The organism is Mesorhizobium atlanticum (genome assembly GCF_003289965.1).
Taxonomy (GTDB): Bacteria; Pseudomonadota; Alphaproteobacteria; order Rhizobiales; family Rhizobiaceae; genus Mesorhizobium; species Mesorhizobium atlanticum.
Genome location: NZ_QMBQ01000009.1, coordinates 1 through 12,689, shown reverse-complemented (window position 1 = coordinate 12,689; position 12,689 = coordinate 1). Strand labels below are relative to the sequence as shown.

Here is a 12,689-nt window from a genome sequence, read left to right as displayed (position 1 = left end):
AGGGGAGGTTGGGGCCAAGCCTAATGCCGATCGATGAACAACGCCCTAGCGACGCAGTTGCTCCTTGCCCATGTCGGCGACGAGGCGCTTGCCGCACAGTGCCATCGTGACGTCCATTTCCTTGCGGATGATCTCGAGCGCCTTGGTGACGCCGTCCTTGCCCATCGCGCCGAGGCCGTAAAGGAACGGCCTGCCGATATAGGTCCCCTTGGCGCCGAGGCAGAGCGCCTTGAGCACGTCCTGGCCGGAGCGGATGCCGCCATCCATATGGACTTCAATCCTGTCGCCGACCGCATCGGCAATCTCTTCCAGCACCGAGATCGAGGACGGCGCGCCGTCGAGCTGCCGCCCGCCGTGGTTGGAGACCACGATCGCATCGGCGCCGGTCTCGGCCGCCATCAGCGCGTCCTCCTTATCGAGGATGCCCTTCAGGATCAACTTGCCGCCCCAGCGCTCCTTGATCCAGGCGACGTCCTTCCACGACAGGTGCGGATCGAACTGTTCATTCGTCCAGGACGACAGCGAAGACACGTCGCCGACCCCCTTGGCGTGGCCGACGATGTTGCGGAAGGTGCGGCGCGGCGTGCCGGCGATGCCCAGGCACCAGCGCGGCTTCAGCGCAAGGTCGATGATGTTGGCAAGCGTCATTTTGGGTGGCGCCGAAAGTCCGTTGCGCACGTCCTTGTGGCGCTGTCCCAGGATCTGCAGATCGAGCGTCAGCACCAGCGCCGAGCACTTTGCCGCCTTGGCGCGGTCGATCAGGTTGAGCACGAAATCCTTGTCGCGCAACACATAGAGCTGGAACCAGAACGGCTTCTTCGTTGCCGAGGCGACATCCTCGATCGAGCAGATGCTCATGGTGGACAGCGTGAACGGCACTCCGAACTCTTCCGCCGCCTGTGCGGCCAGCATCTCGCCGTCGGCATGCTGCATGCCGGTCAGCCCCGTTGGCGCGAGCGCCACCGGCATCGCCACCTTCTGGCCGATCATGGTCGATTCCAGCGAGCGGTTGCTCATGTCGACCAGCACGCGCTGGCGGAATTTGATCTTGCCGAAGTCCTCTTCGTTGGCGCGGTACGTGCTCTCCGTCCAGGCGCCGGAATCGGCGTAGTCGAAGAACATTTTCGGCACTCTGCGGCGCGCCAGGTCCTTGAGGTCGGCGATGGTGAGGATTTCGCTCATGATGGGTCCCCGCTTGACTGTCTATGTTTGGGAGCGTTTGCGTGTGGGTTCGATATCGCCGGCATCCGAGCGTTGCCTGAGGCGCAACCTCGACACCCGCTGCCAGTCGCCGCTGCGCTCGGCTTCCGCCATTGAGCGCTCGACATAGGTGATGTGATCCATCGCAGCCTTGCGCGCGGCGGCCGGATCGCCGGCTTTGATCGCGGTATGGATCGCCCGGTGCTGATCGAGCAGCGCGTCGCGCGCGCCGGGCACGCCGAACACCAGAAGCCGGTTCTGGAAAACGCCTTCCGACAGCAGCCGGTAGCAGGAGCGCAGCGTGTGCAGCAGGATGATGTTGTGCGCGCATTCGCACACCGCGTGATGGAACTCGACGTCGATCTCCGCTTCGTCGTCGAAGTCGCCGGTCCGGTGCGCCTCCTCCATGCGCGCCATGATGCGGTCGAGCAGCTTGAGATCCTCCGGCGTCGCCCGTCGCGCCGCATATTCGGCCGCCACCGCCTCGATCTCGCGCCGGTACTCCAGATAGTCGGTCACCGCCTTGCGGTGCGTGGAAATGAGGTCCGTCACCGGCTTGGTGAAGAGCTGGCCAATGACGTCGGCGACATGCGTGCCGCCGCCGGGGCGCGTCGTCAGCAGTCCGCGTGCCTCCAGCGCCTTCAGCGCGTCGCGCAGGATCGGCCGCGACACGTCGAACTGGCGCGCCAGCTCGCGTTCGCCGGGCAGCCGGTCGCCGGTGCGCAGAACGCCTTCGAGGATCAGGCTCTCGATCTGCTGAACCACCTCGTCGGCGGTACGCGAATGCTCGATCCTGGAGAAAATGTCGCTCAAAGGGGCGCCTGGAGAACGGAAGGTATGTCGCCCAGATTAATGCGTCTGTCGCCAACTGGTCAAATTATTTATCCAATTCGCTCGATCTGGTCGGATCGCATGCCGCGCGCCGCTATCGCCGGATGCCAATATTTGCTGTTTACGCGTCTCGCCGATTGCCGCAAGACGACCGGGTTGCACGAAGGGTCGAAAACAGGGGGACCAGCCGTGTCCGACGAGATGTCCAGTCTCGAATTCCAGCCGCGTACCCAAGGCAGCGTCATGGGCTTTCCGGCGCATGAGGGGCGGCCCGGCGCGATTGGCGAGGTCCATGCCCGTCCGCATCCGCTGATAGAAAAGCCGCGCGTGCTGATCCAGCTTTCCTTCATGACCGAGGGCGGCGCCGCGGTCGACCATGCCGTGCTCTCGGAGCTTTCGCGGCGGCTGGGAATCGCCGCGCCCGAGCGCAACGCGCGCCACCACGCCATGAAATGGGGCAAGGGCTCGCTGCGTTGGGAGCGGCATACGGAATTCTCGACTTATCTGTGGGAGGGGCCGCTGGCCGAGAATGGCCGAGGGCAGGAAGATTCGCCCTTCGGCAACGGCTTCTCGCCCCCGGGCACGGTGATTTCCGGCATCCGCCTCGAAATCCGCAAATGGACGCAGGCGAGCGAAAGGCTGATCGCCGGCTTCGATCCGACCAGCCTGTGCTATTCGCTGGTCGAACGCGGCGCCGCCGCCATCATCACCGATTTCCGCCAGGACGGCGACGGCCTGACTCGCATGCTGGTGCTCGATCGCGGCTTGACGCCGGCCAGCACCGGCGCCTTGTCGCAGCGGCTGATCGACATCGAGACCTACCGCACGCTCGCCATGCTCGGCCTGCCGCTGGCGTTGACGCTGTCCGGCCGTGCCCGCCGTATCGAGGACCGCCTGGCGCAGACGACGCTGGAAATGAAGGCTGTCGAGACCCGCGACAGCCAGACGCTGCTCGCCGACCTCACCGAGCTCGCCGCCGAACTCGAGGCAGACGCCGCATCCAGCCTCTACCGCTTCGGCGCCAGCCGCGCCTATGACGGCATCGTCACCGAAAGGCTGGAGGCGCTGGATGAAGAGCCGGTGCAGGGTTTTGACACCTGGGCGGGTTTCCTGCTGCGGCGCATGGCGCCGGCCATGCGCACCTGCCGCTCGGTCGAGGAGCGGCAGGCCAACCTCTCGCGGAAGCTTACCCGCGCCACCACGCTCTTACGCACCTGGGTCGATGTCGATGTCGAGAAGCAGAACCGCGATCTGCTGGCGTCGATGAACAACCGCGCCCGGCTGCAACTGCGCCTGCAGCAGACGGTCGAAGGCCTGTCCGTGGCCGCCGTGTCCTATTATGTCGTCGGCCTCATCGGCTATGTCGCCAAGGGCGCCTCGGTCTTCGGTCACGTCATCGCGCCGGAGGTCGTCACCGCTGCTTCCGTCCCGGTCGCCATCCTGCTCGTCTGGTGGGGCGTGCGCCGGGTGCGCAAAATGCATTCCGAGCCGGCGAAACATCCGGGCGAGTAATCTCCCCCTCGATGCGAGGAAGCAGCGGCAGATTGCCGCTGCGGAAGCTGGGCACTGCGCCCGTCGTCCGATGCGACCAAAGCAGCGTTTGCAACAAAACGATCAGGCTGGTAAAAGATTTTGACCAGTCAAGCGAGATGACGATGTCCGGCCTAGCCATGCCCAAGCCAGATGCCGAAACGCTGCGTCGGCGCGCCGAGATCGCCGCCGACATGCGCATCATCGTGCCGGGCGAGGGGGTCGTCGACGCGGCCAATGAAATGCGCGCCTTCGAAAGCGATGGCCTTACCGCCTACCGGCAACTGCCGCTGGTCGTGGTGCTGCCCGAGACTGTCGCGCAGGTCTCACGCGTTCTCAAATACTGCAACGAGCGCAACATCCGCGTCGTGCCGCGCGGTTCCGGCACCTCGCTCTCCGGCGGCGCGCTGCCGCTGGAAGATGCGGTGCTGCTGGTGATGAGCCGCTTCAACCGCATCCTGGCGATCGACTATCCCAACCGCACCGTCGTCGCCCAGCCGGGCGTCACCAATCTCGGCATCACCACCGCCGTCGAGCAGGAGGGCTTTTACTACGCCCCCGATCCATCCTCCCAGATCGCCTGCTCGATCGGCGGCAACGTCGCGGAAAATTCCGGCGGCGTGCATTGCCTGAAATACGGGCTTACCGCCAACAATGTGCTGGGCATCGAGATGGTGCTGATGAATGGTGAGGTGGTTAGGCTCGGCGGCAGTCATCTCGACCAGGAAGGCTACGACCTGCTCGGCGTCATGACCGGCTCGGAAGGCCTGCTCGGCGTCGTCACCGAGGTCACCGTGCGCATCCTGAAGAAGCCGGAAACGGCGCGCGCGCTTCTGATCGGCTTCCCGACAAGCGAACTGGGCGGCCAGTGCGTCGCCGACATCATCGGCGCCGGCATCATCCCGGGCGGCATGGAGATGATGGACCGCCCGGCGATCCACGCGGCCGAGGATTTCGTCCAGGTGGGCTATCCCCTGGACGTCGAGGCCCTGCTGATCGTCGAACTCGACGGGCCGAGCGTCGAGGTCGACCACCTGATCGGCCTGGTCGAGGCGATCGCCTACCGCAACGGCTCGACCACCTGCCGCATCTCCCAGTCGGAACAGGAGCGGCTGAGTTTTTGGGCCGGCCGCAAGGCGGCCTTCCCGGCGGTTGGCCGCATTTCGCCCGATTACTTTTGCATGGACGGCACCATCCCGCGCAAGGAACTGCCGCGGGTCCTGGCCGGCATGCGCGATCTCTCCGAGAAATACGGGCTGGGCGTTGCCAATGTCTTCCATGCCGGCGACGGCAATCTGCATCCGCTGATCCTCTACGACGCCAATGTGCCGGGCGAGCTCGACAAGGCCGAAAGCTTCGGTGCCGACATTTTGCGCCTGTGTGTCCAGGTCGGCGGCGTGCTGACCGGCGAGCACGGCGTCGGCGTCGAGAAGCGCGACCTGATGCCGGAAATGTTCAACCAGATCGACCTCGACCAGCAGATGCGCGTCAAATGCGCCTTCGACCCCAACCATCTGCTCAATCCCGGCAAGGTGTTTCCGCAGCTGCGCCGCTGCGCGGAGCTGGGAAGGATGCATGTGCATCGCGGGCAGGTGGCGTTTCCGGATATTCCGAGGTTTTGATGGGGGCATCTCAGAACTTGGGTTCCTCGCCCCCGCAAAGCGGGGGAGAGGTGGCTCGGGCGAAGCCCGAGACGGAGAGGGGGACGCCCTATCAGCCGAGCCGCCGCTCGCCCGAAAAGATCGCCCGAGCGCGCGAGCTCCGTCACGGTGATAATCAGGCGGAAGCGACCCTCTGGAACGAGCTGAAGGCAAAGAGGCTGGGCGGCTACAAATTCGTTCGCCAGATGCCCATCGGTCCGTATTTCGCGGATTTTGCCTGCAGAAGCCAAAAGCTGATCGTGGAGCTGGACGGCCGTCAGCATGCGGAGAGCTCATACGACAGGCGACGCGACGAATTCATGCGCGGCGAAGGCTTCTCGGTGCTGCGGTTCTGGAGCTTCGACGTTTTGAAGAACACCAGGAGCGTTTGCGAGACGATCCTTGCCGCGCTGGAAGGGCGGCTTGCTGAAAACGTCGTTGCTGCCGACCTCAGGTTTGTTTTAGCAGCCAGGAAGACGGGAGACAGCGCTCTATGACGGCCCCCTCTCCGTCTCGGGCTTCGCCCGAGCCACCTCTCCCCCGCTTTGCGGGGGCGAGGAACAAGGTGCACCCATGACCACCTTCACCCCATCCTCTTCCGCCGAAGCTCTCTCCACCGTCCAATGGGCGGCGGCAGAAGAAACACCCCTCGAAATCCTCGGCCACGGCTCCAAGCGTGGCATCGGTCGTCCGCTGCAGACCGAGCACACGCTCGACCTCTCCAAGCTCGCCGGCGTCACCCTCTATGAGCCCGCCGAGCTGGTGCTCTCGGCCAAGGGCGGTACGCCGCTGGCCGAGATCGAAAGACTGCTTGCGGAAAACGGCCAGCAATTCGCCTTCGAGCCGATGGACTATGGCCCGCTGCTCGGCGGTGAACCGGGCAGGGGGACGATCGGCGGCGCGCTGGCTGCGAACCTCTCCGGCCCGCGCCGTCTCAAGGCCGGCGCAGCCCGCGACCACATCCTTGGCGTCGCCGCGGTCTCCGGCCGTGGCGAGGCCTTCAAGTCGGGCGGGCGCGTCGTCAAGAACGTCACCGGCTACGATCTGTCCAAGCTGATGGCGAACAGTTGGGGCACGCTGGCCGTGCTGACCGATGTCACCTTCAAGGTGCTGCCAGCCGCGGAAACGGAAGTGACTTTGGCCATCCGCGGCCTGCTCGACGAGGCCGCCGTCGTCGCCATGGCGCTTGCGCTGGGCTCCAGCGCCGAAGTGTCGAGCGCGGCGCATCTGCCGGAGCGCATCGCCGCACGTGTCGCCGGTGGCAAGCATGGCAGCGATGCCGCAACGTTGCTGCGCGTCGAGGGGTTTGGCCCCTCGGTCGTCTATCGGGTCGAAGCGCTTAAGCAACTGCTCGGCAAGGCCGGGCCGCTGGAAGAGATCGCCGGCGAGGCCTCAAAGGCGATCTGGCGCGACATCCGCGATTGCCGGCCTTTCGCCGACGGCGGCACGCGGCCGGTCTGGCGCGTCTCGATGACGCCGTCCGCGGCGCACCACATGGTGATGGCGCTGCGCATGCAGGCAGCGGTCGATGCCTTCTATGACTGGCAGGGTGGCCTGGCGTGGCTATCCATGCGCGAGGACGATCCGGAGGCCCAGCTTCTGCGCGGCTTGATCCGCAAGCATGGCGGCGGCCACGCAACGCTGGTGCGCGCCTCCGCCCCGCATCGTGCCGCGCTGCCGGTGTTCGAACCGCAGCCGCCGCATCTGGCCGCGCTTTCGGCGCGGCTCAAGGCCGAATTCGATCCGAAGAATATCTTCAACCCCGGCCGCATGGCGCCGGGCGCCGGCTCTGCTACTCTCGTCCAATCAACGGAGGGAGCAGCATCATGAGCAATACCGATCCAGGGTCGAGCAGCGCGCCGCGCCAGACCGATCGCTGGCTGGAGCCGGGCCAGACCAACGCGCTGGTCATCTACATCCTCTATCTCGCCGGCCTCGTCATCGGCATCACCGGCATTGTCGGCATCGTGCTTGCCTACATCAACCGCGGCAAGGCCGGCGGTTTCGTCGAAAGCCACTATACGTTCCTGATCAGGACGTTCTGGATCGGCCTTCTCTACGCGCTGATCTCGGTGGTCCTGATGATGCTTGTGATCGGCTTCGTGCTGATGTTGGCCGTCGCCGTGTGGTTTATCGCCCGCTGCATTCTCGGCATCCAGGCGCTGCAACGGGGCGAGCCCGTCAGGAACCCGCAAAGCTGGCTTCTGGGACAGTAAGGATTTTTGCGTGCAGACCAATTTCTCCCTTGCCCAGCTTGCCGATCCGCGTGTCGCGGAATCGGAAAAGATCCTGCGCAAATGCGTGCATTGCGGTTTCTGCACCGCCACTTGCCCGACCTATGTGACGCTTGGCAACGAACTGGATTCGCCGCGCGGCCGCATCTACCTCATCAAGGATATGCTGGAGAACGGCCGCCCGGCGGACAAGGAGATCGTCACCCATATCGACCGGTGTCTCTCCTGCCTTGCCTGCATGACGACATGTCCGTCGGGCGTGAACTACATGCATCTGGTCGACCACGCCCGCGCCCATATCCAGGAGACCTACAAGCGGCCGCGGCTCGACCGGCTGATACGCGCCATGCTGGCCTTCGTGCTGCCTTACCCGAGCCGTTTTCGCGCCGCGCTGAAGCTGGCCGGGCTCGGCCGGCCTTTCATCGGCCTGTTCGAAAAACTGCCGGCCCTGAAACCGGTCGCCGCCATGCTGAAGCTCGCGCCATCGTCACTTCCGCCTGTGTCGCCAAAGGCCTCGCCTGGTGTGCATGCCGGGCAGGGAGCAAAGCGCGGCCGCGTCGCGATCCTCACGGGTTGCGCGCAATCGGTGCTCGATCCCGCCATCAACGACACCACCATCTCGCTGCTGACCAGGCTGGACGTCGAGGTGGTGGTGCCGGAAGGCGAGGGCTGCTGCGGCGCGCTCGTCCACCATATGGGACGCGAGGATCAGGCCCTTGCCTCGGCCAGGCGGAATGTCGACGCCTGGACCCGCGCCATCGAGCAAGGCGGGCTCGACGCCATCATCATCACCGCGTCAGGCTGCGGCACCACGATCAAGGATTACGGCTTCATGCTGCGCCTCGATCCGGCCTATGCGGAAAAGGCGGCGCGGGTATCGTCGCTGGCCAAGGACATCACCGAATATCTCGCCGCTCTCGGCCTGCCCGAGCCGGTGCGCAAGCCGGGCACTGTCGTCGCCTATCACTCCGCCTGCTCTATGCAGCATGGCCAGAAGATCACGCGCCAGCCGAAGGAGTTGCTCGCCAAGGCAGGCTTCGTCGTGCGCGAGCCGCGCGAGGGACATCTGTGCTGCGGCTCCGCCGGCACCTACAACATCCTGCAGCCCGACATTTCCGCCAAGCTCCGCGACCGCAAAGTGAAAAACATCGAGGCGACCGGCGCTTCTGTTGTCGCCACCGGCAATATCGGCTGCATCACTCAGATCGCGTCCGCCGCCAAGCTGCCGGTGGTGCACACGATCAAGCTGCTCGACTGGGCCTATGGCGGCCCAAAGCCGGAAGGTGTTTCCGAGCGAGGGCTTGCGGCGGCAGAGTGATCCTCGTCGTCGGCGCCCCCTCATCCGCCGCTTCGCGCCCACCTTCTCCCTGGCGGGGAGAAGAGGTTAGCGCCGGCGCCGACAATCTCCTCTCCCCACCGGGAGAGGTCAGCCGAGCGAAGTGGAGGCTGGCTGAGGGGGCGTGTGCCGGCTTATTCCGCCGCGAGCTGGTCCGCCACGCCATAGGTGGCGCGGTACAGCGCCCGCTGGCGGTTGAGCGCCACCATGGTGTTGCGCAAGAGGATCGCGACCGTCAGCGGGCCGACGCCGCCCGGCACCGGCGTGATCCAGGCGGCCACTTCCTTCACGCTGTCGGTGTCGACGTCGCCGACGATACGGGTTTCGCCGTCGGGTCCGACCTCCGAGTTGATGCCGATGTCGATGACGCAAGCCCCCGGCTTCACCATGTCCGCCTTGATCAGCCTGGGCTTGCCGACCGCGACGAACAGCGCGTCGGCGCGCCGTGCATGCGCCGCCACCGAGCGCGTCATGTGGTGGCACACCGTCACCGTCGCGCCCTCGCTCATCAGCAGGAAGGCGATCGGTTTGCCGACGATCTCGGAATGGCCGACGACCACAACCTCCAGCCCTTTCAACTCGAGGCCGGTCTCCTTCAGCAGTTCGACCGAGGCAGCGGCCGTGCAGGGCGCCAGATCGAGCTGGTTGTAGACGATGTTGCCGATCGAGGCCGGGTGCATGCCCTCGACATCCTTCAGCGGATGCACCGCCGCCTGCAGCGTCTTGATCGGGATATGGGCCGGAACCGGCCGCTGGATGATGATGCCGGTGACGCGCGGATCGGCGTTGAGGCCGTGAATTGCCGCCTCTAGTTCGCCCGCAGTGATATCGGCGGCGAAGCGGCGCTCCTCGAAGCCGATGCCGGCAAGCTCAGCCTTGGCGCGCTGGTTCCGCACATAGACGTCGACCGCTTCGGTATCGCCGACGGTGATCGAAACCAGTTTCGGCGGGAAGCCTTCGGCCGTCGCGATCAATGCATCTTCGCGCACCGAAGCGATGATGCGCTGGGCGACCGGGCCACCTCTCAGATAGCGGCTGTCGTCGGTCCGGGTCATGGCTGGCACCTCTGCCTTCTCAAGCAATTCAGGAAAAAACGCGTAAGCGGCGTTGCGTCCGGAATTGCGTGACTATCAAGATTTTGTGCACTGCAATAGCAGAGGAGCGCCGAGAAATCAGCCCCGAAAGCGAATCCGCCTGCTTTCGGGGCGACCTAAAGCGCGTCGCGATCTTTCAGATTCGCTCCATGCGCTTTAGGTTTTTGGTTTTACGCATGTCTTTATCCCGAAACCGGTTCCCACTTTCGGGGGACATGCTCTAGCGCGCCATGCGTCAAAGAAACGCAAAAACGAAAAGGGCAGCGCGGTTGCCCGCGCTGCCCTTTTGCGACCGGCCGTATCCCCACACGGCCCGTCCCCCGTAAACTCTGTTACCGACTTAAGCATATCCCGAAGAATCGTACTATGACTTGACGGCAACAGCATCGGACAAAAAGTGCTGCGCTGTCTGACCGGCTAATTCGCTGCGGCTAAATCACCTCGACCGTGGTTCCGACATTCACGCGCTCGTAAAGGTCGACGACATCCTCATTGCGCATGCGGATGCAGCCGGAAGACACCGCGCCGCCGATTGTCCAGGGCTGGTTGGTGCCGTGGATGCGGTATTCGGTGGTGCCGAGATAGAGCGCGCGCGCGCCAAGCGGGTTCTCGATGCCGCCGGCGAGATAGGTCGGCAGGTAACGGCCCTTGGCCGCCTCGCGCTTGATCATCTCCGCCGGCGGCCGCCAGTCCGGCCAAACCTTCTTGTCGGTGATCTTGTGCGTGCCCGACCATTCGAAGCCGGGCTTGCCGGTGCCGACGCCGTAACGCCGCGCCTTGCCGTTCTTCTCGACCAGATAGAGGAAATTCTGGTGCGTATCGATGACGATGGTGCCCGGCTTCGCCGGCCCGTCATAGGCGACTTCCTGCGGCAGATAGATCGGGTTGATCTGCGGTCGCATCACCATACGCTTGGCCGGCTGCTGCACGGCCGCCGTGCGCTGCCTGTCGGGCTGCGTCTGGAAAAGGCGCTGCAGCGGCTGCTGCGTCGCCTGCCGGGTCGGGCGCACGATGCCCGGGGCATGGCCAAGCTGCAGCACCCAGGGCGCCGAAAGGTCGGGGCTCACCATCACCGGAGGCATGTCGGCATAGCGATCATTGGCAAGGGTAGTCGTGGCGCCGGCGGCAAGGATCGCCGCGGCACCAAGCAGGGAACAGAACGCTGTCTTCATCGGAACGCACCTTGATCGTCGAACTCGTGCCGAGAGCGGGAGGGCGCCCTTCGGTTGCGCGATCCTTGGCGCGGAGCGGCAAGCAAAACATGAATCGGAATGCGTAAAATGCCGCTTTGTCAGTAAACCTTTTGGTGTGGTTACCGGCCGGTTCAGGAATCTGGTAAAGCCACGGTAAAAGCGGCGCCGAGGCGCATTAACGAATGGATCTGCTGACAATGGCAACGGAAAATACCGGCATTCTCGACGGTCCCGACGGCAAGGCGCGCTGCTTCTGGCACGGCAACCTGCCGGACTATCTCCACTATCACGACCATGAATGGGGTCGCCCGGTGACGGATGATCGCCGGCTGTTCGAAAAGATCTGCCTGGAGGGATTCCAGTCGGGCCTGTCGTGGCTCACCATCCTGCGCAAGCGCGAGAATTTCCGTGAGGCCTTCGCCGGCTTCGACTTCGACAAGGTGGCGGGGTTCACCGAGGAGGATGTCGAGCGCCTGCTCGGCAATGCCGGCATCATCCGCCATCGCGGCAAGATCGTCTCGACCATCAACAATGCCAAACGCGCCCGCGAGATGGTCGACGAGTTCGGCTCTTTGGCCGCCTGGTTCTGGAAGTTCGAACCGGGCCCGGACGAGCGTCCGGAAATCGTCGACCTCGCGCATCTGCGCGCCAATCCGACGACGGCCGTGTCGGTCAGGATCTCGAAGGAGTTGAAGAAGCGAGGCTGGAGCTTTGTCGGCCCAACGACGGTCTACGCTTTCATGCAGGCGATGGGCTTGGTCAACGACCATCTCGAAGGCTGCTACTGCCGCGCGGAGGTGGAAAAAGAGCGCAAGAAGCTCAAGCGGCCGAAGTAGGGCGCTCTTCCCCCCTTGTGGGAGAAGGTCAGGTTGCGAAGCTCAAACCCTGCTGGCACCTGCCAAAAACAACCCAGCGAGGATCGCCGCCACCGCCGCGAAAGCCGGGTAGATCACCAAAAGCCCGGTCACCAGCGCGTCGCGCGCGCTCGGCTTGGCCGCCGCAACCTCGAACGGCCCGGCCGGCTGCTGCGCCGGCTTGAGCGCCGAAACCCCGGCAGGCCTCAGCCTTGCGGTCTCGTTCTCGATGATGTCTTCAGCCGTCGTCATGGCCCCGAACCCCTTGTTTCGGCGCGCTTTATGGTCGTCGATTGTGTCGGCAGCATGCCGCGCTGGTGGCGGAATTGTTTCGTTTTAGTGTGGTTTTGTTTCGAGATATGGGCTGGAACCTCAAAACACCCGAAGCCAAGACCGACGCTAATGTTCGCTAGCTCCTCGCTGCCCCTCATCGCCCTGCCGGGCACTTCTCCCCGTATAGTGACGGGGAGAAGGACGCTGTGTCCGAACCGGATAGATAGGTAACAGAATGGACCGATTAGATGGGTGACAGTTTTCTCGCCAGCCGGGAGGACCGGCGATGGTTTGGCGAGAGACTGGCATCATGGATGAACGGCTTCGGTTTGTTGTGGAGTGCCTATCTGGTGAGGAGACGATGACGCAGCTTTGCGCGGCCTTCGAGATCTCACGCAAGACCGGCTACAAATGGCTTGGACGTTACCGGGAGACCGGCCCGGAAGGCCTGCACGACCGGCCGCGGGCGCCGCTCGATCACGGCCGGGCAACGGCAGCCGAGCT

The 12,689-nt window shown here is 64.5% G+C and carries 13 protein-coding genes; 8 read left to right on the top strand and 5 right to left on the bottom strand.

Annotated features, from left to right (window positions below; genetic code table 11):
• Nucleotides 1-45 precede the first annotated feature (45 nt).
• Together DPM35_RS25910 and DPM35_RS25905 are read right to left on the bottom strand one after the other, a co-directional pair.
• Entirely contained in the window at nt 46-1,182 is a 1,137-nt protein-coding gene (locus DPM35_RS25910) for an alpha-hydroxy acid oxidase (RefSeq protein WP_112130055.1), read from the bottom strand.
• A gap of 21 nt (nt 1,183-1,203) precedes the next feature.
• Nucleotides 1,204-2,013, bottom strand: a complete 810-nt coding sequence (locus DPM35_RS25905; protein WP_112130054.1) for a FadR/GntR family transcriptional regulator — start codon at nt 2,011-2,013, stop codon at nt 1,204-1,206.
• Between the two features lie 207 nt (nt 2,014-2,220).
• Between DPM35_RS25905 and DPM35_RS25900 the strand changes: the two genes are divergently transcribed.
• From DPM35_RS25900 to glcF, 6 genes are all read left to right on the top strand, one after another.
• Nucleotides 2,221-3,543 carry a DUF3422 family protein gene (locus tag DPM35_RS25900; protein ID WP_112130257.1) on the top strand — a complete coding sequence of 441 codons (1,323 nt, stop codon included), beginning with the start codon at nt 2,221-2,223 and terminating at the stop codon, nt 3,541-3,543.
• Nucleotides 3,544-3,686: 143 nt separating this feature from the next.
• Nucleotides 3,687-5,183: an FAD-linked oxidase C-terminal domain-containing protein gene (locus DPM35_RS25895; RefSeq protein ID WP_112130256.1), complete on the top strand. Its 1,497-nt coding sequence runs from the start codon at nt 3,687-3,689 to the stop codon at nt 5,181-5,183.
• Nucleotides 5,184-5,233: 50 nt separating this feature from the next.
• On the top strand, nt 5,234-5,698 hold the full coding sequence (locus DPM35_RS25890) for an endonuclease domain-containing protein (protein ID WP_245431642.1): 465 nt from the start codon (nt 5,234-5,236) through the stop codon (nt 5,696-5,698).
• Nucleotides 5,699-5,774: 76 nt separating this feature from the next.
• Nucleotides 5,775-7,031, top strand: coding sequence for a glycolate oxidase subunit GlcE (gene glcE / locus DPM35_RS25885; RefSeq protein WP_112130052.1), 1,257 nt, complete (start codon nt 5,775-5,777; stop codon nt 7,029-7,031).
• Nucleotides 7,028-7,417, top strand: coding sequence for a DUF4870 family protein (locus DPM35_RS25880; RefSeq protein WP_112130051.1), 390 nt, complete (start codon nt 7,028-7,030; stop codon nt 7,415-7,417). Before glcE ends, DPM35_RS25880 begins: the two co-directional genes overlap by 4 nt.
• A 10-nt stretch (nt 7,418-7,427) precedes the next feature.
• Complete coding sequence (gene glcF, locus DPM35_RS25875) at nt 7,428-8,753, top strand: glycolate oxidase subunit GlcF (protein ID WP_112130050.1); 1,326 nt, start codon at nt 7,428-7,430, stop codon at nt 8,751-8,753.
• A 152-nt stretch (nt 8,754-8,905) separates the two neighbouring features.
• Here the strand turns inward: glcF and DPM35_RS25870 are convergent, their stop codons facing one another.
• Together DPM35_RS25870 and DPM35_RS25865 are read right to left on the bottom strand one after the other, a co-directional pair.
• Nucleotides 8,906-9,826: a bifunctional 5,10-methylenetetrahydrofolate dehydrogenase/5,10-methenyltetrahydrofolate cyclohydrolase gene (locus tag DPM35_RS25870; protein WP_112130049.1), complete on the bottom strand. Its 921-nt coding sequence runs from the start codon at nt 9,824-9,826 to the stop codon at nt 8,906-8,908.
• A 470-nt stretch (nt 9,827-10,296) separates the two neighbouring features.
• Complete coding sequence (locus tag DPM35_RS25865) at nt 10,297-11,037, bottom strand: L,D-transpeptidase (RefSeq protein WP_112130048.1); 741 nt, start codon at nt 11,035-11,037, stop codon at nt 10,297-10,299.
• Between the two features lie 218 nt (nt 11,038-11,255).
• Between DPM35_RS25865 and DPM35_RS25860 the strand changes: the two genes are divergently transcribed.
• On the top strand, nt 11,256-11,894 hold the full coding sequence (locus tag DPM35_RS25860; protein ID WP_112130255.1) for a DNA-3-methyladenine glycosylase I: 639 nt from the start codon (nt 11,256-11,258) through the stop codon (nt 11,892-11,894).
• 42 nt (nt 11,895-11,936) lie between these two features.
• On the opposite strand, the gene DPM35_RS25855 is transcribed toward DPM35_RS25860, so the two are convergent.
• Nucleotides 11,937-12,164, bottom strand: coding sequence for a hypothetical protein (locus DPM35_RS25855; protein WP_112130047.1), 228 nt, complete (start codon nt 12,162-12,164; stop codon nt 11,937-11,939).
• Nucleotides 12,165-12,471: 307 nt separating this feature from the next.
• Between DPM35_RS25855 and DPM35_RS25850 the strand changes: the two genes are divergently transcribed.
• A partial coding sequence (locus DPM35_RS25850) for a helix-turn-helix domain-containing protein (RefSeq protein WP_146767959.1) occupies nt 12,472-12,689 on the top strand: 218 nt, incomplete at its 3' end.

Coding starts and splice junctions, on each gene's coding strand:
- DPM35_RS25880 (WP_112130051.1), top strand. CDS start 7,028: ATGAGCAATACCGATCCAGGGTCGAGCAGCGCGCCGCGCCAGACCGAT.
- DPM35_RS25870 (WP_112130049.1), bottom strand. CDS start 9,826: ATGACCCGGACCGACGACAGCCGCTATCTGAGAGGTGGCCCGGTCGCC.
- DPM35_RS25855 (WP_112130047.1), bottom strand. CDS start 12,164: ATGACGACGGCTGAAGACATCATCGAGAACGAGACCGCAAGGCTGAGG.
- DPM35_RS25860 (WP_112130255.1), top strand. CDS start 11,256: ATGGCAACGGAAAATACCGGCATTCTCGACGGTCCCGACGGCAAGGCG.
- DPM35_RS25865 (WP_112130048.1), bottom strand. CDS start 11,037: ATGAAGACAGCGTTCTGTTCCCTGCTTGGTGCCGCGGCGATCCTTGCC.
- DPM35_RS25910 (WP_112130055.1), bottom strand. CDS start 1,182: ATGAGCGAAATCCTCACCATCGCCGACCTCAAGGACCTGGCGCGCCGC.
- DPM35_RS25895 (WP_112130256.1), top strand. CDS start 3,687: ATGTCCGGCCTAGCCATGCCCAAGCCAGATGCCGAAACGCTGCGTCGG.
- glcE (WP_112130052.1), top strand. CDS start 5,775: ATGACCACCTTCACCCCATCCTCTTCCGCCGAAGCTCTCTCCACCGTC.